Here is an 18,436-nt window from a genome sequence, read left to right as displayed (position 1 = left end):
TGAAGGCGGCCGGCCATCATTTCTTCGACCGGCTTCGTCGCGCCGGCTTGGCCTCCACCGACGTGCATTTCTGGCTCGCCTGATCGAGCCACAGCAGGGCATCCAGATGCGACAGGAAGCGCCGCAGGTAGTCCGGCGACAGCTGGCGCATCAAGCCCAGCGAACGCAGCACCAGCAGGTGCGAGTTGAGCGGGCCGGCGTTCTCGGGCCCGCGGCCCATGGCCTGGTCCACCTGGTCCTCGGCCGCGATTCGGGACCAGCTCTCCCTGAAGCGAACCACGCTCTTCATGTCAGGCCTTGCCTCGAGCTCGCTGCCCCCCTGCGCGAGCTGGCGGATATGCTGGTTCAGCTCGGCCAGCGGCGCGCAGCCTGTGTCGGCTGCCGCTTGCGCGCCGATCCGGCGCAGGCCCGCGTAGTCGCCCGCCGCGAGCAGGCGGCGCAGCTCGCGGGCCAGGCCGGGATACCTGCCCGACAGGCCAGCCACCTGGTCCTCGGCCGCTTTGCGCGCCTGGCTGAAGCGCTGCTCGTAGTCCTGCAGCGCGGCCTCGAGCTTGCCTTCGAGGATGGGCCGCAGCCCGGCCGGCGCGGCCTGCATGCGCTGCGACAGCCGCTCCAGGTAATGAAAGCGCAGGGGATCGAAGCGCTGGGCACCAACGCTGCGCAGGCGCTCGAGCGGCGACAGTGCCGCTGCGACCAGAACCGACTCACTCATGGGACCAGGGCTTCACATCGGCCGACTTGGGCACCGGCGCCATTTCCACGCGCCGGTTCAAGGCGCGCCCCTTGTCGCTCGCGTTGGAGGCCACCGGCTGCTCGGCGCCGAAGGCCGCGGCAAAGACCCGGGACGAGGGCATGCCCTCCTCGATCAAGGCACGCGTCACCGTGAGCGCGCGCTGGGCCGAGAGCTCCAGGTTGTCCGCAAAGCGCTGGTTGCCCTCCTGGATGCGCTTGTCGTCGGTGAAGCCGCTGACCATCAGCATCTCGTCGCGCTCGCCCAGGTAGACACGCAAGGGCGGCACCAGGCTCTTGAGCAGCAGCCGGCCGTCGGGGCGCAACTGGTCGGAATTCAGCGGGAACAGCACGCTGCCGCTGATGCCTATGCGCCCGTTGTTCAGCGTCACCCTGCCCGTCTGCAGCGGGATGGCCAGGGCCTTCTCCAGGGCCATGCGGCGCTGCTCCTCCATCCGGCGCTTCTGGACCTCGGCTTCCAGGTTGGCCGCCAGGTCCATCTGGACCACCAGCACGCCGATCAGGATCAGCACGAAGGCGCCCACCAGGCCCGACATCAGGTCGCCGAAGACGGCCCAGACCGGCGCGGTCTGCTCGATGCCGTCGCCCCGCTCGTCCAGCTCGCTCATCCGGCGACCCCCTCGGCCAGCGCGGCCTGCCTGCCATGCAGCCGGCGCAGGTCTTCGACGATGCCCTGCTGCGAGGCGATGCTGAGGTCTATGAGCTCGCGCGCCTGCGCCACGTAGTAGGCCAGCTGCTCGTCACTGCGCGCCATGGACCGGTCGATCGAGTTCTCCACGCGCTGCAGGCTTTCGACCAGCTTCTCGTTGCCCGCGCTGAAGAGCTGCACGCCATGGCCGAACGATTCGCCCAGGCTGGACAGCTCGACCGCGCTGCCGGCCACATGCGCCGCCATGTCCGCCGCCCTGCCGGCCTGTGCATCCAGCGTCTGCGAGAGCTGGCTGCCGGCCTGGTCCAGCACGGTCGTCGCCGAGGCCACCAGCGACTCGATCGCCGCCCGCTGCTCGGCAGAAGCCTGGTTGAGGGTCTGGAGCAGCGCACCGATGCGCTCCATCAGGGCCTGGCGCTCCTCGAGCGCGAGATTGTCCCGCTCGGTGAGCCGGGTCATTTCCCCGCGCAACTGCGCTATCACTTCGGCAGCGGCCTGGGGCACCTCGGCGGCCGTTTGCAGCAGCCGGGTCATCGGCGCCTCGAGCGCCGCGCCCAGCGTGGCCAGCTGGCTGGCCAGCGCCGCCTGCAGCTCGCCCAGCCGCTCGACGGCGGCCTGGCCGCGCGCGGCCTCTTGGTCCCTGAGCGCGACCAGCTCGGCGCGCCACAGACTGGCCAACTGATCCATGCGATCGCCCTGCTGCTTCACCCAGAGGGCCTCGGCCTCGATGCGCGAACGAACCAGCGCCTCGGACTGGGCCAGCAGCTGCGCAATGCCCTCCGAGGTCTGGCGCGCATGCGTGCTGGCGCGCCCGGTGATCTCGCCCACGGTCTGCTCCAGCGTCTGGCAGACGGCCTGCTGCTGGGCCAGCGTCTGCGCGCCGGCGCGCTGCCATTCGCCCTGGAGCTGGGCGGCCATGGACTCTAGCGTGCGCGTCCAGGCCGCCAGCCGCTGGCCATCGGCCGAGGCCTGCTCCGATTGCGACCTGGCCGCGGCCTCGTGGACCTGGGCCAGCAGCGCGCTGGAACGCTGCTCGAAGGTCTGCGTGAAGGTCGCCAACGCCCGCTCCAGGCCGCCGGCCAGGCTGTCATTGGTGCGCGCGTGCTGGTCCAGGGCCGTCGCCCAGCCATCGGACACGCTGCGCGCGGTGGCCGCGAACCGGGCCGACAGGCCATCGAGCTGCGCTTGCGCCGCATCGACCTGGCGCTGGTGCATGCGCTGGGACTCCTGAGCGATACCCGACATGGCGGACTCGACCACCGGCTTGAGGCTCTCGCCCGCGATCCTGGCGCTGGCCGAGAGGCTGTCCTTCAGCGAGCTTCCCACGGCCTCGGCCAGCTCGGTGTAGGCGAGCTTCGCCTCGCGGTGGAACTGCGCCTGCTGGCCCAGCGTCTGCTCGTTGAGCTGCTGGCTGCGGCGCTCCAGGCCCTCCATCAGCGCCTGCAGCCGGTCCACCACGCCGGGCAAGGCATGCGACTGCAATTGCAGGGCCTTGAAGGTCTGCTGGCGCTGGTGGCCGAGCGAGAAGGGCCGCAGCACGGTCGCGATGCGGGTGTCCAGCAAGCGCGCCGCTTCCGCCCGCTCGCGGCGGCCGATGGCCGACATCAGGCCCAGCATGGCGGACGCGGCCACCCCGGCCACCGAGGTGCCGAAGGACAGCCCCAGCCCCTTGATCGGCGCCGCCAGCGCCGAGCGTATGGCCTGCAGGTCCGTCGAGCCTTCCAGCGCGAACACGGCGCCCTTGAAGGTCACGACCATGCCCAGGAAGGTGCCCAGCATGCCCAGCATCACCAGCAGCCCCACCAGGTAGGGCGTCAACGCCGGGCCGGGCAAGGCGACGCGTTCGCCCTCGATCCGCAGACGCACGGGGTTCTGCAGGGAGGCAGGCACGCCGTCCAGCCAGGGGCCGAGCTCCGAAAGCGGCTCTCGAATATCGGCCAGCGCCCGCGCCAGCGCGGCCGTGGCGGCGCGGTACTGCCGGAGCTCGAACGCGCCCAGCAGATAGGCTGCGGCGATCGCCGCGCTCATGAGCAGGGCCATGGCGCTCGATCCGACAAAGCCCATGCCCACCCAGGCCACGACCGCCAGGCCGATGGCGAAGGCGGCTGAAAAAACGATCCTGTTCATGCTCATTTCTTGATTTCGTTGCTCAATGCTTCGACCAGTCCCGCGACCGGCTGCAGGCGAAGCTCCAGTTCCGCCAGCAAGACCGCCTGCAACTCCCTGCCGAAGGCTTCCAGCCATACGCCCGGTTGCCGGGTCTTGCGCAGGTGCTCGAAGCGTCTTTCCAGCAGCGCAGGCACCGTCGCCAGCAGCCTTTGCTCGCGGGCGCCCAGCAGCTCCTCCCACGCGGCATCCAGCGCGGCCAGTTGCCTGAGCCCGGGAGAGGCCTTTGACAGGGCTTGCCGGACAAAGTCCCGCAAGGGGCCGATCCTCAACTCCATCTGGCGCTGCTGGTCCTGGTAGCGCTGGCGATACGGCGCATAGTCGGCGTCCGCTTCAACCACTGCCTCTGCGTGAAGATGGGCGGGCTTGGCTTGTTTTCCATGGGCCGGGGATGGGCCGTTCGCCGCGATGGCTTTCTCGAGGGCCGTTCGCACCCGATGAAACTCTTCCTCGACGGCACTGGCTCCGGCCGCCCGCGCCTGCGACGGCCGCGCCTGGGCCACCGCCCCGATCGACTGCTGCGCGGCGTGGAGCTTGATGGCGTCGAACGCGTTCAGCCACAGACTCAGCCGCTCCGCTGAGTCCTGCCTGGACGCATCCACCTCCACCAGGGCCGCCTCACCGAGCAAGCGAACGAGTCTTGAACTGCTGAAGTTCCGGCGCGGAAACACCCCCTCAATCACCATGCCTCCAATCGCTCACTCGACCGTGACCGACTTGGCCAGGTTTCTTGGCTTGTCCACATCCGTCCCCCTGGCGCAAGCCGTGTGGTAGGCCAGCAGCTGCAGCGGCACCACGTGCAGGATGGGCGACAGGGGTCCGTAGTGCTCGGGCATGCGGATCACGTGCAGGCCTTCGCTGCTCTCGATGCGGGTGTCGGCATCGGCCAGCACGTAGAGCACGCCGCCGCGCGCGCGCACCTCCTGCATATTGCTCTTGAGCTTTTCCAGCAGCGCGTCGTTGGGGGCCACCGTGACCACGGGCATGGCGCTGGTGACCAGGGCCAGCGGGCCGTGCTTGAGCTCGCCGGCGGCGTAGGCCTCGGCGTGGATGTAGGTGACCTCCTTGAGTTTGAGCGCGCCTTCCAGCGCGATCGGATAGTGCAGGCCGCGGCCCAGGAACAGGGCGTTTTCCTTGGCCGTGAAGTCTTCCGCCCAGCCGATGATCTGCGGCTCCAGCGCCAGCACGGCCGCAAGGGCGGCCGGCAGGTGGCGCATGGCCTTGAGGTGCTGGGCCTCGTCGGCCTCGCTGAGGCGCCCCTTGACCTGGGCCAGCGCCAGCGTGAGCAGGAACAGGCCCGCCAGCTGGGTGGTGAAGGCCTTGGTCGAGGCCACGCCGATCTCGGCGCCGGCGCGCGTGATGTAGGCCAGGCTGCATTCGCGCACCATGGCCGAGGTGGCGACGTTGCAGATGGTCAGCGTGTGCCTCATGCCCAGGCTCTGGGCGTGGCGCAGCGCGGCCAGGGTGTCGGCGGTCTCGCCGGACTGGCTGATGGTGACCACCAGGGTGCGCGGGTTGGGCACGGAGTCGCGATAACGGTATTCGCTGGCGATCTCCACCTGGGTCGGCACCTTGGCGATGGCCTCCAGCCAGTACTTGGCGGTGCAGCCGCTGTAGTAGCTGGTGCCGCAGGCCAGGATCAGCACCTGGTCGATCTCCTTGAACACCCGGTAGGCGCCGTCGCCGAACAGCTCGGGCACGATGCCCTCCACGCCTTCCAGCGTGTCGGCGATGGCGCGCGGCTGCTCGAAGATCTCCTTCTGCATGTAGTGGCGGTAGGGACCGAGCTCGGCCACGCCGCTGTGCACCTGCACGGTCTTGACGGGGCGCGTGACCGGCTTGTGCTCGCGGTCCACCACCCAGAACTTGCCCAGCTGCAGGTCGACCACGTCGCCCTCCTCGAGGTAGCAGATCTGGTCGGTCACGCCGGCCAGGGCCATGGCGTCGCTGGCCAGGAACAGCTCGCCCCCCTGGGCTGCTGAAACCCCTGCGGTAGTGCCCACGCCCAGCACCAGCGGAGAGCCGGCGCGCGCGCCGACCACGCGCTGCGGCTCGTCCTTGTGGAACACTGCGATCGCATAGGCGCCGTGCAGCTGGCGCACCGCGGCCTTGACGGCCTCGAACAGGTCGCCCTCGTAGAGGCTGTCGACCAGGTGGGCGATGACCTCGGTGTCGGTCTGGCTGGCGAACCGGTAGCCGCGCGCCTGCAGGGCGGCGCGCAGCGCGTCATGGTTCTCGATGATGCCGTTGTGCACCAGGGCCACGCGGCCCGGGCGCTGGGCCGCGTCGGCGCCGGGGCCGTGGCTGAAATGCGGGTGGGCGTTGTGCACCGCCGGCGCGCCATGCGTGGCCCAGCGCGTGTGGGCGATGCCGGTCTGGCCCTCAAGCTGCTCGGCCTCGACCTGGGCCATGAGCTCGGCCACGCGGGCCGTGCTGCGCGCGCGCTTCAGGCCGCCGGCATGGACCGCCACACCGCAGGAGTCGTAGCCGCGGTACTCCAGGCGCTGCAGGCCCTGGACCAGGATGGGAACGATGTTGCGCGTGGAAACCGCGCCGACGATGCCGCACATGGGGATGACTCCTGAACTGAATGCCCGCCATGGTAGACCCTGAGTATGAAAATTTTTAGTGTTTATTTTTTTGTTTTTGAACGAAAATTCCACAAATTCACAACAATGGAATATTAGTTCAATTTTCAAATAAAAATGAAACAACAAGAACTAGACCAGACCGACCTGCAGCTGCTGGACCTGCTGCAGCGCGACGCCAGCCTGAGCAACGTGGCCCTGGCCGAGCGCCTGCACCTGTCGCCGCCGACCTGCCTGCGGCGCGTCAAGCGCCTGCAGCAGGAGGGCTGGATAGAGCGGCACGTGGCGGTGCTGAACGCCGACCGACTGGGCGCCGCGCTCGGCCATGGCCTGTCCGCCATCGTCGAGGTCTCGCTGGACCGCCAGGGCGAGGAGCAGCTGGCGGCCTTCGAGGCGCGCGCCGTGGCGCAGGACGCGGTGCAGCAGTGCTACCGCGTCTCGCCGGGGCCGGATTTCGTGCTGGTGGTGCAGGCAGCCGACATGCCGGACTACCTGGCCCTGGCCCAGCGCTTGTTCACGCAGGACGCGAACGTGCGCAACGTCAAGGCCTTCTTCAGCGTCAAGCGGGCCAAGTTCAGCAGCCTCTGGCCGCTGCGGCGCTGAGGCCTAGAACCAGGGTCAGGCCTTGGCTTTCTTCGTGGGCCGCTGCCAGTTCGCGATGCTGAGCTGCTTGCCGCGCGCCACGCTCAGGGCGCCGGCCGGCGTGTCCTTGGTGATGGTCGAGCCCGCGCCCACGGTGCCGCCCGCGCCCAGGGTTACGGGCGCGACCAGCACGCAGTTGCTGCCGACATGCACGTCGGCCTCGATCACCGTGCGGTGCTTGTTGGCGCCGTCGTAGTTGGCCGTGATGCTGCCGGCGCCGTAGTTCACGCGTTCGCCCACCGTGGCGTCGCCCAGGTAGGCCAGGTGGTTGGCCTTGGCGCCCCGGGCCAGGGTGGCGTTCTTGACCTCGACGAAGTTGCCGATATGCACCTCGGCGCCGAGCCGGGCGCCGGGGCGCAGGCGCGCGAAGGGACCAACGAGCGCGCCTTCGCCCACGCTGACACCCAGCTGCTCGCCGTCGATGTGGGTGAAGGGGTGGATCACGGCGCCGGCTGCGATGCTGGCGTTGGCGATCACGCAGTTCGCGCCTATGCTCACGCCCTCGCCCAGGCTGACGCGGCCCTCGAACACGCAGTTGACGTCGATCTCCACGTCCTGGCCGCAGGCCAGCTCGCCGCGCAGGTCGAAGCGCGCCGGGTCGGCCAGGCGCACGCCCTGCTCCATCAGCCGGCGTGCCTGGCGCAGCTGGTGGGCGCGCTCGAGCTCGGCCAGCTGCAGCGGGCTGTTGACGCCGGCCACCTGCAGGGCGTCGGCGATCTGGTGCGCGAGCACGGGCACGCCGTCGGCCACGGCGAACTTGACGATGTCGGTCAGGTAGTACTCGCCCTGGGCATTGCGGTTGTCCAGCCGCGCCAGCCAGGCCTTGAGCCGGCGCGCCGGCACGGCCATGATGCCGCTGTAGACCTCGCGGATCGCGCGCTGGGCCTCGCTGGCGTCCTTGTGCTCGACGATGGCCTGCACCCGATCGCCGGCGCGCACGATGCGGCCGTAGCCCGTGGGGTCGGCGAAGTCTATGGTCAGCAGCGCCAGGCGCTGGCCCGCGCACAGGGCGATCAGCGCCTGCAGGGTGTCGGCCTGGGTCAGCGGCACGTCGCCCGAAAGCACGACCACGATGCCGTCGTCCGGCAGCACGGGCACGGCCTGCTGCACCGCATGGCCGGTGCCCAGCTGGGGCTGCTGGCGCACGAACTGCAGGGCTGGTGCGCCGGCGCTGGCGTTGGCGGCCAGCGCGGCCTCCACCTGCTCGGCCCCATGGCCGGTGATCACCACGCAGGAACGCGCCGCGAGCGCCGCCGCCGTATCCACCACATGCTGCACCAGCGGCCTGCCCGCCAGGCGGTGCAGGACCTTGGGCCGGCGGCTCTTCATGCGCGTGCCCATGCCGGCGGCCATGATGACCACATCGATTGCTGTCATGTCTATCCCTTGGAAAAACTGTGCGGATTATCGTGGCGCCGCAGGCCAGGTTTCCGCCGCGCGCTGCTTTGCCTATGATTTCCGGAAGGCCGCGCGCCGCGTGGACCAGACAAGAAACAGGGAGTCACCATGCCTTACATGTTGTTGATCATCGAGCCGCCGCAGCAGCGGCGCTCGCGCAGCGAGGCCGAGGGCCGCGCGGTCTACGAGCGCATGCTGCGCTTCGGCGATGGCCTGCGCTCACGCGGCCAGCTGCTGGCCGCCGAGTCGCTGGCCTCGCACGCGACAGCCGCCCGGGTGCAGCGGCGGGACGACCTGGCCCAGGTGCTGGACGGCCCCTTCGCCGAAGCCAAGGAAATGGTGGGCGGCTTCTACCTGATCGACTGCGCCAGCTTCGACGAGGCCATCGCCATCGCGCGCGAATGCCCTGCCGCCGAATGGGCCCAGGTGGAGGTGCGCGCCCTGGCCCCCTGCTACGGCGACAGCGGGGCCCGCCCGGCGCCCTTGGCCCGCGCCACGACCTAGGGTAAATACCTAGGCTCAGCTTGTCGAGAACGCTGCGCGCCATTCGTCGTCCTCACAGAAGCCCCAGGGCTTCGCCGCCAGGCCGGCAGGGTGCCGGGACCGGCGTCACCACAGGAGAGATCCCCCATGCGCTTCATGATCATCGTCCGCTCCACGCCCGAGTTCGAGGCCGAAACCACACCCGCCCCCGACGAAAAGCTGTTCGCCGCCATGGCCGACTACCACGAGCAGCTGGCCCAGGCCGGCGTGCTGCTCGACGCCTCGGGCCTGCAGCCCAGCGCCAAGGGCTGGCGCATACGCTACCAGGGCGAGCGCCGCCAGGTCATCGACGGGCCCTTCGCCGAGACCAAGGAGCTGATCGCGGGCTACACCCTGATCCAGGTGCGCTCGCGCGAGGAGGCGCTGGAATGGTCGCGTCGCTTCCCCAACCCGGTCGGCGAGGGCCAACCCGCCGAGATCGAGGTGCGCCAGCTGTACGAGCTCGAGGACTTTCCGCCCAGCGAGGGCGTGGACCGCTTCAAGCGCATGGGCGTGGGCTGACCCGGCCCGCACCACCCACACCACAGGAGCACCGCATGAGCACAGACCGCCCTGCCGCCGCAGCGCCCGACCCGCGAGAGATCTTCAGCAGCCGCCTGCTGGACTGGCCACCGGCCCAGGTGTTCCAGGCTTGCGCCCAGCCCGAGCGGCTGGCGCGCTGGTGGGGCCCGAGCGGCTTTCGCAGCAGCTTCCACGCCTTCGACTTCCGCCCCGGCGGCGACTGGCGCTTCACCATGCACGGACCGGACGGCACCGACTACCCCAACCACAACCGCTTCGTCGAGATCCAGGCGCCCGAGCGCATCGTGATCGAGCACCTGGCGCAGCCGCACCACTTCGTCCTGACCCTCACGCTGGAGGCCGAGGGCCAGGACCAGACCCGCCTGGGCTTTCGCCAGCGCTTCGACGACGCCGCGGAGCGCGAGCGCGTGGCCGCCTTCGCCATCCCCGCCAACGAGCAGAACCTGGACCGCCTGCAGGCCGAACTGGCCAGAAACTGAAAGGAAACCCATGAAACGCCAGATCTACGTCAACCTGCCGATCAAGGACATGGCGCGCAGCCAGGCCTTCTTCCGCAGCCTGGGCTTCGACTTCAACCCGCAGTTCACCAACGAGCAGGGCGCCTGCATGGTGGTGGCCGACGACATCTACGTGATGCTGCTGGTCGAGCCCTTCTTCCAGACCTTTACCAAGAAGCCCGTGGCCGACGCCACCAAGAGCACCGAGGTGCTGGTCTGCCTGTCCTGCGCCAGCCGCGCCGAGGTCGACGAGACGGTCGCCAAGGCGCGGGCCGCCGGCGCCGCGGTGCCCAATGCGCCGCAGGACCATGGCTTCATGTACGGCCACGGCTTCGAGGACCTCGACGGCCATGTCTGGGAGCTGGCCTACATGGACATGTCCGCCGCCCCGCCCCACCCCTGATGCACTCGGCCACCCACCAGGCGATCGCCGCGGTCTGGCGCATCGAGTCGGCGCGCATCGTGGCCGGCGTCGCGCGCCTGGTGCGCGACATCGGGCTGGCCGAGGAGCTGGCGCAGGACGCCCTGGTGGCGGCGCTCGAGCACTGGCCGACGCAGGGCGTGCCCCAGAATCCGGGGGCCTGGCTGATGACCACCGCGAAGAATCGCGCGCTCGACCGGCTGCGCCGCGACAAGGCCTTGCAGGCGCGGATCGAGCAGATCGGCCAGGACCTCGAGGCGCAGGAGGCGCTGGTCGTGCCCGACTTCGTCGATGCGCTCGATGCCGCGCGCCAGGACGAGATCGGCGACGACCTGCTGCGCCTGATCTTCACCGCCTGCCACCCGGCGCTGCCGGCCGAGGCCCGCGTGGCGCTCACGCTCAGGCTGCTGGGCGGCCTCAGCACGCACGAGATCGCGCGCGCCTACCTTGTCCCGGAGCCCACCATCGCCCAGCGCATCTGGCGCGCCAAGCGCAGCCTGAACGAGGCGCGCCTGCCCTTCGAGCTGCCGCGCGGCGCGGCCCTGAAGGAAAGGCTGGCCTCGGTGCTCGAAGTGGTCTACCTGATCTTCAACGAGGGCTATACCGCGACCGCGGGCGAGGACTGGATGCGCCCCGCGCTCTGCGACGAGGCCCTGCGCCTGGCCCGCATGCTGACCGGGCTGATGCCCGAGGAGGCCGAGGCCCAAGGCCTGGCCGCGCTGCTGGAGCTGCAGGCCTCGCGCACGCCGGCCCGCGTTGATGCGGCGGGGCGCCCGGTGCTGTTGCTGGAACAGGACCGCAGCCGCTGGGACCGCCTGCTGATACGCCGCGGCCTCGCGGCGCTGGCGCGCGCCGAAGCGCTGGGTGGGCAGCTCGGCCCCTATGCGCTGCAGGCGGCGATCGCGGCCTGCCATGCCCGTGCCCACCAGTCCGGTGACACGGACTGGGCACGCATCGCCACGCTCTACGCCGCCCTGGCCCGGGTCACGCCCTCACCCGTGATCGAGCTCAACCGCGCAGTGGCCGTCGCCATGGCGCAAGGGCCGGCCGCCGGCCTGGCCATCGTCGATGCGCTGCGCGGCGACCAGGCCCTGCAGGCCTACCAGTGGCTGCCCAGCGTGCGTGGCGACCTGCTGGACAAGCTGGGGCGGCAAGACGAGGCGCGCGCCGAGTTCGAGCAGGCGGCCGCTCTGGCGCGCAATGCGCGCGAGCGCGAGCTGCTGCTGGCGCGCGCGCGGGCGCTGGCCGCGCCGCCGCCATGACGGCTGCAGGGATCAGCCCTGCAGCGCGTCCCACATCTCCTTGTCGCGCTCGGCGGTCCAGATGCGCGGGTTCTTGATGCCTTTGGCCTCGTCGTAGGCGCGGCTCACGTCGAAGGGCAGGCAGTGCTCGTAGATGAAGACATGGCCGAACACCGGGTCCATGCTCTTGCGCGCGTGGGCCATGGCGGCCTTGAGGTCCATGCCGGCGGCCGCGGCTTCCTTGCCGGCCTGGTACAGGGTCTGGACCCAGCGCTGGGTGTAGTCCAGCGCCTTGTTGACGTTGGCGTTGCCCTTCATGGCCTCGCCGCGGCCCGGCACGATGTACTCGGCCTGGAGCGCGCGCAGCGCCTCCAGCGTGGCGGGCCATTCCTCGAGCTGGGCGTCGCCGGTGTAGACGCCGGCCTCGTACTCGACCAGGTCGCCCGAGTACAGCACCTTCTCCTCCTCGACCCAGGCGATGGTGTCGCCGCGCGTGTGGCCGGGGCCCGGGTGCCAGATCTGGACCTTGACGCCGCCCAGGTCCAGGGTCAGCTTGCCCGGCACCTCGCCGCGCGCCGGCTCGCCGCCGCCCAGCACCAGGGTCGGCCAGGTCAGGCCCGGCACGCCGTCGGCGCCGCGGAACAGGCGCGGGAAGCGCTCCATCTCGCTCTGCATGTCCTGGGCGCCGCGCTCGACGATCAGCTCATAGGTGCCCTGGCTGGCGATGACCTCGGTCGCGCCCTCGGCGAAGTAGGCGCTCGCGCCCAGCACGCGCACCGCATGGTAGTGGGTCAGCAGCACGTACTTGATCGGCTTGTCGCTGACCTTGCGGATCTCGCGGATCAGGTCGCGCGCCATGTCGGGCGTGGCCGTGGTGTCGCTGACCAGGATGTACTTGTCGCCGATGATGACGCCCGAGTTCGGGTCGCCCTCGGCGGTATAGGCCCAGCAATGGGGGCTGAGCTGTTCGAACGTGATCTTCTTGTCGGCCAGATCGGCCTGCGAGGCAAAGGCTTTGGACATGGGGTCTCCTGAGGAAGACAGAATTTTACCTAATCGTAATCAGTTACGCATAGATAAATATGACTTCAGGGTCTTTCGGCCAGGCCATGCTCGAGCATGGCGATCACCTCCTCGGCGAAATCCGCATAGCGCATGGGCCCGCCGGGGCGCAGCCAGGTGAAGGTCCAGTTGATCATGCCGAACAGCATCATGGTCACGGCGGTCTGGTTCTGCGGCGTCAGGCGCTTGGGGTAGGCGCGGCACAGAAAGCGCGTGACCGCGGCCACCACGTCGCGCTGGCGGTTCAGGATCAGCGCGCGCTGCGCCTCGCCGAGGAACTTGGTGTCGCCCAGCAGGGCCACATGGCGCGTGGCCGAGGTCTCGTATTCCTCGAGGAAGCGGCGGATCAGCTCGTGCAGCGCGGCGTGCTCGTTCAGGTTGCGGCGCTGGGCCGTGGCCTCGGTCTCGGCGATCAGGGCCAGCAGGCGCTGGGTGTAGCGGTCCAGCAGGTCGAACAGGATCGCTTCCTTGCTGTCGTAGTAATGGTAGAGCCTGGCCTTGGAAGCGCCGATCGCGGCAGCGATCTCGTTCATGCTGGCCGCCGGGTAGCTGCGGTCGGCGAAGCACTGGGCGGCGATGTCGAGGATCTCCTCGCGCTTGAGGTCGTGGGTGGCGGATTTGGGGCGGGCCATGGCATTGGATTATCTTCGGCACATGGAGCGCCAACCCGACCGAGAATTCGCCGAGCACTGCTGCGAGCTGCTGGCCGCCGCCGGCCCCTGCACGGCGCGGCGCATGTTCGGCGGCTGGGGCATTTCGACCGAGGGTCTCAACATCGCGATCATCGCCTGGGACCAGCTGTACCTGAAGGCGAACGAGGAAACGCGCGCGCGCTTCCTCGAGGCCGGCTGCCGTCCGTTCAGTTACCAGGCGCGCGGCCGGACCATGCAGCTCGATTACTACACGGCCCCCGAGCAGGCCATGGACTCGCCTCAGCCCATGGCGCCCTGGGCGCGGCTCGCGCTGGATGCAGCCCTGAAGGCGCGCGCGGCCCCGGCCAAGCGGCCACGCAAGGCGCGCCAGGCCGGCGCCAGCCCGGTCAAGCCGGCCGCCAGCCGCAGCAGCGCGCCGGCCGCGCCGCGCAAGGCCAAGCGCAGCTCCGATGCGGGCTGAGCCACCTCGCGCCGCCAGGATGCCTGCCCGGCGCCCACGGCCTCGGGCGTCCAGCTGAACCAGGCACCTGCCTGGGCGTGGCGCGGCTCTATCACCAGGTGCTGGCCGGCCGGCACGCGCAGGCTGTCGCCGGCGGCCAGGAACATGTCGCCCTCGCGCCAGCCATGCGGCCCGTCCATCGTGGCCCAGACCTGGCCCTGGCAGACCTGCAGCAGCCCGGCCTGACGCGGGCGCAGGCTCAGGGCGCGGCCGGCCGGCAGGCGCCAGCTGGCAGTGAGTGCGGTGTCGTCGAAGAGGTCGTTCATGGCAGGCTCCTGCGTCGTTTCGGGAATGAATCTTCGTTGGCATTCCATTGACAGTCCAATGAATTCGCGGCAGGCTATTGATGCCCATATCGCATCAATCAAGCCACCCCTCCGCATGCAGCACCCGCAGACCCCATTGCGCACCCGGCCGGTCTCGGCCGGCCATTTGCGCGCCTTCGAAGCCGTGGCCCGGCAGCTGAACTTCCGCGCCGCCGCCGAGGAACTGGCCCTGACCCAGTCGGCCGTGAGCCGCCAGATCCAGGCCCTGGAGGACGAGGTCGGCGTGCCCCTGTTCCTGCGCCACACGCGGGCCGTGGAGCTGACCGGCGCGGGCGCGCAGCTGCTGCGGGCCGTGGTGCCGGCGCTGGAGCGGCTGGACGGCACGGTGCGGCAGATCCGCCAGTCCGCGGGACGCAAGAGCGTGGCCATCACGACCTGGGCCTCGTTCGCCTCGATGTGGCTGATCCCGCGCCTGGAGGCCTTCCAGCGCGAACACCCCGACATCGACATCCGCATCGACGCCAGCGACGCCGCGGTCGACCTGGAGACGGCCGACGTGGACCTGGCGCTGCGCTATGCCGTTCCGAGCAGCGTGCCGGCCGGCGCCGTGCGCCTGTTCGGCGAGCAGCTCACGCCGGTGGCCAGCCCCTGGCTGCTCAAGAGCGGGCCGCGCCTGCAGCGGCCGCAGGACCTGGCGCAGTTCGCACTGATCGAGGCCGGCGACGCCCACCGCACGCGCTTTCTCGAGTGGCTGAGCTGGGGGCGCTGGTTCGCCGAGCGCTCGCTGCCCCCGGTCGAGCCCAAGCGCTGGCTCTATTTCAACTACGCGCACCAGATCGCACAGGCCGCGCTCACCGGCCAGGGCGTGGCGCTGGCGCGGCGCCCCCTGGTCGCCGACAGCCTGGCCAGCGGCGAGCTGGTCGAGGTGCTGCCGCAGCAGCGCATGGACTCGCCCCTGGCCTACTGGCTGCTGGTCGGCCCGCGCAGCGCGGCCCGGCCCGAGGTGCGCGCCTTCTGCGACTGGCTGCTGACCCAGGCCCGGGCCACGCGCGAGGCGCTGGACGAGGAGACGGAAGCGCTGCAGTCCAGCGGCACGCCAGCCTGAGCAGGCCGTTCACACCGGCGCCGGGCCGCCCCAAGCCGGTCTGGGCCCCCTCGGGGCCGGGCCGCAGCGTGATGCCTCGGCACGTGCATAGCGCAGGCCCGGCATGGGCTCGCTGCGCTGTACAGCTTCGCGCACGGACGCTGCGCGAGCCCAGCGAGGACACGAAGTGCCGAGCGTGGGGGCCGTTCAGACCGGCGCCGGGCCGCCCCAAGCCGGTCTGGGCCCCCTCGGGGGGCAGCGAGGACACGCAGTGCCGAGCGTGGGGGCCATTCACACCGGCCAGACCACCCCGTTGTCGTTGAGGATGGCGTCCAGCGGCTGGTCGTGGTCCTCGGGCTCGAAATCGTCCAGATAGCCCTGGGTGAAACCCAGGCCCACGGTGAAGGGCCGGGGCTGGAGCGAGGCCAGGGTGCGGTCGTAGAAGCCACCACCGTAGCCCAGGCGGTAGCCGCCGGGCCCGTAGCCCACGCAGGGAACGAACAGCAGGGTGGGCACGATCACCTCAGTGTCCTTGGGCTTGGGGATGCGGTAGGCGTCCTCCTCCAGGGGGCAGCCCGGGTACCAGGCGTGGAAGCTCAACATGCGCGTCTGCTTGTCCACCACCGGCAGGCCGATGCGGCGCAGCTGCAGCTCGCCCTGCAACTCGCCGTCCTCCTTCCAGCGGTGCAGAGCCGGCAGGGGATCGAACTCGCCCTGGATAGGCCAGTAGGCGCCGATCACCGTGTCGGGCCGCCCCACCAGCCAGATCCGCATCACGCGCTGCAGCATATCGACGCGTTGCAGGCGGTCGGGCAGATTCAACCGCTCTTCGATCAGGGCCTTTCTCAAGGCTTTCTTTTCGTCCGCTTTGTCCATAATTACCCTATGCAGATAAGAAAGATTCTGACACCTATGTTGTCGGCCCTGCTCGCGCTGGGCTGTACAGCCGTTGCGCTGGCGCAAAACCGGGGCGATACGGTGCTGCTCGACATGCAGCAGGCCTTCCGCAAGGGCGACAAGAAGCAGCTCGCGGCCCTGCTGCCGCAGGCGCGTGGCCATGCGCTCGAGCCCTGGGCGGCCTACTGGGAGTTGCGCGCCCGGCTGGACGAGGCCCAGCCCCAGGAGGTCCAGGCCTTCTTCACGCGCTACGCGGGCAGCTACCAGGAGGACCGGCTGCGCAACGACTGGCTGCTGCTGCTGGGCCAGCGGCGCGACTGGTCGGCCTTCACGGACGAGCTGCCGAATTACCGCATGAACGACGACCGCGAGCTGCGCTGCTACGCCCTGGCCGTCGAGCACCTGAAGACCGGCGCCGAAGTGGCGGCCGAGGTGCGCGGCCTCTGGCATGCCCAGCGCGAGGCGGACGACGGCTGCAGCTTCGCGGCCGACCGGCTCTTTGCGGCGGGCCAGTTGCCGGCCCTGGAGGTCTGGCGCAAGGCGCGCCTGGCCATGGAGGCCAACCGCCCGCGCGCGGCGCGCAACGCGGTGGAGATCGTCTCGCCCGAGAACAGCCCGCTGGTGGCCGAGGTCCAGGCCAACCCGGCGAAATACCTGGCCGGCCGCTCCGTCGCCGGCTCGCGCGTGCGCAAGGAGATGGTGGTGCTGGCCCTGGTGAGGATCGCCGCCAGCGACCCGGCCGTGGCGGCCGAGCTGCTGAGCAGCAAGTGGGACGACCAGCTCACCGCCGAAGAGCGCAACTGGGCCTGGGGCGCGATCGGCCGCCAGGCCGCGATGCGGCTCTCGGACAGCGCCGGCGACTACTTCGCCCGCGTCACGCGCGAGCACGACCTGCCCGACGACATGCTGGCCTGGAAGGCCCGCGCCGCCCTGCGCCAGGGCCAGTGGCGCGCCGTGTCCTCGGCCATCGACGCCATGAACGAGGGCGCCCGCTCCGAACCCACCTGGGTCTACTGGAAGGCGCGCGCCCTGCTGGCCCGCGCGCGCAGCGAGGAAAGCCGCGCCGAGGCACAGCGCCTGCTGCAGGGCATCGCCGGCCTGCGCGGCTTCTACGAGAAACTGGCGCTCGAGGAGCTGGGCCAGTCCATCGTGATACCGCCCGAGCGCCCCGCCCCGCCGACCGCCGAGGAGAAGGAGGCCGCGCGCCGCAACCCGGGCCTGGCGCGCGCCCTGCAGGCGATCGCGATCGGCCTGCGCAGCGAGGGCGTGCGCGAGTGGAACTACACGACCAACCTGCACCAGCGCGGCGGCATGGGCGACCGCGAGTTGCTGGCCGCGGCGCAGCTGGCCTGCGACCACGCGGTCTGGGACCGTTGCATCAACACCAGCGAGCGCACCAAGTCCTTCACCGACTACGAGCAGCGCTTTCCCACGCCTTACCGCGAGGCCGTGCTGCGGCGCGCGCGCGAGATCGGCCTGGAGCCGGCCTATGTCTACGGCCTGATCCGCCAGGAAAGCCGCTTCGTGAGCGACGCGCGCTCGGGCGTGGGCGCCTCGGGCCTGATGCAGGTCATGCCGGCCACGGCGCGCTGGACCGCGCGCAAGATCGGCCTGCCGGGCTTCAGCGTGGACCAGCTGACCGACCGCGAGGTCAACATCGCGATCGGCACCGGCTACCTCAAGCTGGTGCTGGACGACTTCGCCGGCTCCATGGCCCTGGCGGCCGCAGCCTACAACGCCGGCCCCAACCGCCCGCGCGCCTGGCGCATGGGCCCGCAGGTCGAGGCCGCGATCTGGGCCGAGAACGTGCCGTTCAGCGAGACGCGCGACTACGTCAAGAAGGTGCTGTCGAACACCACGCTCTACGCCGCCCTGCTGAGCGGCCAGCCGCAGTCGCTCAAGGCCCGGCTGGGCATGGTGGGCCCGCGCGAGACCAGCGCGCCGGCGGAGAACCGTGAACTGCCCTGAGTAGCGGCCCTCAAAGTCAAGCCTTGAGGTCGTCGACGTCATGGCCTTCCGCCGCCGTCGTCGATGGCGACGCCATTTGTCTTGCGTATGTCCATGGACCACGCATCGTGAAACTCTGTTTCTGATTGGCGCGGAAAACCAATCTGTTTATACTGATTCGATCACATCGAGCCTCATAGGGAGGGACCTATGTTCGCTGATCGGCGCGAAGCGATCATTCCCGCGCTATGGCTGGCCATGGGGCTTTGGCTGGGCGGCGGGAGCGCGGATGCATCCGCGGCGGCGGCGAACGAGGCTTCCGGCAAGCTTCTCATCGCGGGCTCGAGCACGATGGCTCCGATGATCGCCGAGATTGGCAAGCGCTTCCAGGCGCAGCACCCCGAAGTGCAAGTCGAAGTGCAAATGGGAGGGTCTGGACGCGGCGTCAGCGACACCCTGCAGGGCAAAGCCGACATCGGGATGGCATCGCGCGCCCTGAGAGGGTGTAGACGAAATGATCTACGTCGCCAGTCTAGTCGCGAGCATACGCGCTTCGGCCAACCAGACCCATGCGAGCGGCGCCCAGTCCGATCGATCGTGGTGTGCCATGA

Annotated in this window: 18 protein-coding genes and 2 pseudogenes; 10 read left to right on the top strand and 10 right to left on the bottom strand. The window is 70.0% G+C overall.

Translation table 11 applies throughout. The annotated features are described in order from the left end of the window. Nucleotides 1-16 precede the first annotated feature (16 nt). The 5 genes from FFS10_RS06495 to glmS are packed head-to-tail and all read right to left on the bottom strand — an operon-like array spanning nt 17 to nt 6,135. The gene (locus tag FFS10_RS06495) at nt 17-712 is read right to left on the bottom strand and encodes a DUF2894 domain-containing protein (protein ID WP_137892771.1); all 696 of its coding nucleotides are present in this window, start codon (nt 710-712) and stop codon (nt 17-19) included. Continuing rightward, nucleotides 705-1,358, bottom strand: a complete 654-nt coding sequence (locus tag FFS10_RS06490) for an OmpA family protein (protein WP_137892769.1) — start codon at nt 1,356-1,358, stop codon at nt 705-707. Before FFS10_RS06490 ends, FFS10_RS06495 begins: the two co-directional genes overlap by 8 nt. After that, entirely contained in the window at nt 1,355-3,526 is a 2,172-nt protein-coding gene (locus FFS10_RS06485; RefSeq protein ID WP_137892767.1) for a DUF802 domain-containing protein, read from the bottom strand. The genes FFS10_RS06490 and FFS10_RS06485 overlap by 4 nt, the downstream gene beginning before the upstream one ends. 2 nt (nt 3,527-3,528) lie before the next feature. Continuing rightward, nucleotides 3,529-4,251: a DUF3348 family protein gene (locus tag FFS10_RS06480; RefSeq protein WP_137892765.1), complete on the bottom strand. Its 723-nt coding sequence runs from the start codon at nt 4,249-4,251 to the stop codon at nt 3,529-3,531. Nucleotides 4,252-4,263: 12 nt separating this feature from the next. Then, entirely contained in the window at nt 4,264-6,135 is a 1,872-nt protein-coding gene (gene glmS / locus FFS10_RS06475; RefSeq protein WP_137892763.1) for a glutamine--fructose-6-phosphate transaminase (isomerizing), read from the bottom strand. Nucleotides 6,136-6,270: 135 nt separating this feature from the next. Here glmS and FFS10_RS06470 point away from each other — a divergent pair, with 135 nt between their 5' ends. After that, nucleotides 6,271-6,756 carry an Lrp/AsnC family transcriptional regulator gene (locus tag FFS10_RS06470; RefSeq protein WP_137892761.1) on the top strand — a complete coding sequence of 162 codons (486 nt, stop codon included), beginning with the start codon at nt 6,271-6,273 and terminating at the stop codon, nt 6,754-6,756. A gap of 15 nt (nt 6,757-6,771) precedes the next feature. On the opposite strand, the gene glmU is transcribed toward FFS10_RS06470, so the two are convergent. Continuing rightward, a complete protein-coding gene (gene glmU, locus FFS10_RS06465; RefSeq protein WP_137892759.1) occupies nt 6,772-8,172 on the bottom strand; it encodes a bifunctional UDP-N-acetylglucosamine diphosphorylase/glucosamine-1-phosphate N-acetyltransferase GlmU in 1,401 nt (466 codons plus the stop codon). Between the two features lie 129 nt (nt 8,173-8,301). Between glmU and FFS10_RS06460 the strand changes: the two genes are divergently transcribed. The 5 genes from FFS10_RS06460 (at nt 8,302) to FFS10_RS06440 (ending at nt 11,438) form a co-directional block, all read left to right on the top strand. Continuing rightward, nucleotides 8,302-8,697: a YciI family protein gene (locus FFS10_RS06460; protein WP_137892757.1), complete on the top strand. Its 396-nt coding sequence runs from the start codon at nt 8,302-8,304 to the stop codon at nt 8,695-8,697. A gap of 126 nt (nt 8,698-8,823) precedes the next feature. Continuing rightward, nucleotides 8,824-9,237 carry a YciI family protein gene (locus FFS10_RS06455; protein WP_137892755.1) on the top strand — a complete coding sequence of 138 codons (414 nt, stop codon included), beginning with the start codon at nt 8,824-8,826 and terminating at the stop codon, nt 9,235-9,237. Between the two features lie 35 nt (nt 9,238-9,272). Beyond that, nucleotides 9,273-9,737, top strand: coding sequence for an SRPBCC family protein (locus FFS10_RS06450; RefSeq protein ID WP_137892753.1), 465 nt, complete (start codon nt 9,273-9,275; stop codon nt 9,735-9,737). A 10-nt stretch (nt 9,738-9,747) separates the two neighbouring features. Beyond that, nucleotides 9,748-10,158 carry a VOC family protein gene (locus FFS10_RS06445; protein ID WP_137892751.1) on the top strand — a complete coding sequence of 137 codons (411 nt, stop codon included), beginning with the start codon at nt 9,748-9,750 and terminating at the stop codon, nt 10,156-10,158. Next, nucleotides 10,158-11,438 (top strand): RNA polymerase sigma factor, encoded by a 1,281-nt coding sequence (locus tag FFS10_RS06440; protein ID WP_137892749.1) that lies wholly within the window; start codon nt 10,158-10,160, stop codon nt 11,436-11,438. The genes FFS10_RS06445 and FFS10_RS06440 overlap by 1 nt, the downstream gene beginning before the upstream one ends. Nucleotides 11,439-11,450: 12 nt before the next feature. On the opposite strand, the gene FFS10_RS06435 is transcribed toward FFS10_RS06440, so the two are convergent. Both FFS10_RS06435 and FFS10_RS06430 read right to left on the bottom strand, forming a co-directional pair. Next, nucleotides 11,451-12,440, bottom strand: coding sequence for an MBL fold metallo-hydrolase (locus tag FFS10_RS06435; protein WP_137892747.1), 990 nt, complete (start codon nt 12,438-12,440; stop codon nt 11,451-11,453). A 65-nt stretch (nt 12,441-12,505) separates the two neighbouring features. Then, complete coding sequence (locus tag FFS10_RS06430; RefSeq protein WP_137892745.1) at nt 12,506-13,111, bottom strand: TetR/AcrR family transcriptional regulator; 606 nt, start codon at nt 13,109-13,111, stop codon at nt 12,506-12,508. Here FFS10_RS06430 and FFS10_RS23760 point away from each other — a divergent pair. Continuing rightward, nucleotides 13,056-13,394 (top strand): annotated as a pseudogene (locus tag FFS10_RS23760) (TfoX/Sxy family protein); the annotation flags it as partial. The gene FFS10_RS06430 and the pseudogene FFS10_RS23760 overlap by 56 nt on opposite strands. A 17-nt stretch (nt 13,395-13,411) precedes the next feature. Here the strand turns inward: FFS10_RS23760 and FFS10_RS23390 are convergent. Further along, nucleotides 13,412-13,897, bottom strand: a complete 486-nt coding sequence (locus FFS10_RS23390) for a DUF2917 domain-containing protein (protein ID WP_249931186.1) — start codon at nt 13,895-13,897, stop codon at nt 13,412-13,414. Between the two features lie 115 nt (nt 13,898-14,012). Here FFS10_RS23390 and FFS10_RS06415 point away from each other — a divergent pair, with 115 nt between their 5' ends. Next, entirely contained in the window at nt 14,013-15,002 is a 990-nt protein-coding gene (locus FFS10_RS06415) for a LysR substrate-binding domain-containing protein (RefSeq protein WP_137892741.1), read from the top strand. A 270-nt stretch (nt 15,003-15,272) separates the two neighbouring features. On the opposite strand, the gene FFS10_RS06405 is transcribed toward FFS10_RS06415, so the two are convergent. Further along, nucleotides 15,273-15,857 carry a 5-formyltetrahydrofolate cyclo-ligase gene (locus FFS10_RS06405; RefSeq protein WP_137892736.1) on the bottom strand — a complete coding sequence of 195 codons (585 nt, stop codon included), beginning with the start codon at nt 15,855-15,857 and terminating at the stop codon, nt 15,273-15,275. A 9-nt stretch (nt 15,858-15,866) separates the two neighbouring features. Here FFS10_RS06405 and FFS10_RS06400 point away from each other — a divergent pair, with 9 nt between their 5' ends. Continuing rightward, the gene (locus FFS10_RS06400) at nt 15,867-17,846 is read left to right on the top strand and encodes a lytic transglycosylase domain-containing protein (RefSeq protein WP_137892734.1); all 1,980 of its coding nucleotides are present in this window, start codon (nt 15,867-15,869) and stop codon (nt 17,844-17,846) included. A gap of 189 nt (nt 17,847-18,035) precedes the next feature. After that, nucleotides 18,036-18,284 (top strand): annotated as a pseudogene (locus tag FFS10_RS23755) (substrate-binding domain-containing protein); the annotation flags it as partial. Nucleotides 18,285-18,436 lie beyond the last annotated feature (152 nt).

Origin of the sequence: Ramlibacter sp. 2FC, assembly GCF_005503345.1 — a bacterium.
Classification (GTDB): Bacteria; Pseudomonadota; Gammaproteobacteria; order Burkholderiales; family Burkholderiaceae_C; genus SCMQ01.
The sequence above is the reverse complement of the archived record's forward strand: the minus strand, read 5'-3'. Positions and strand labels throughout refer to the sequence as shown.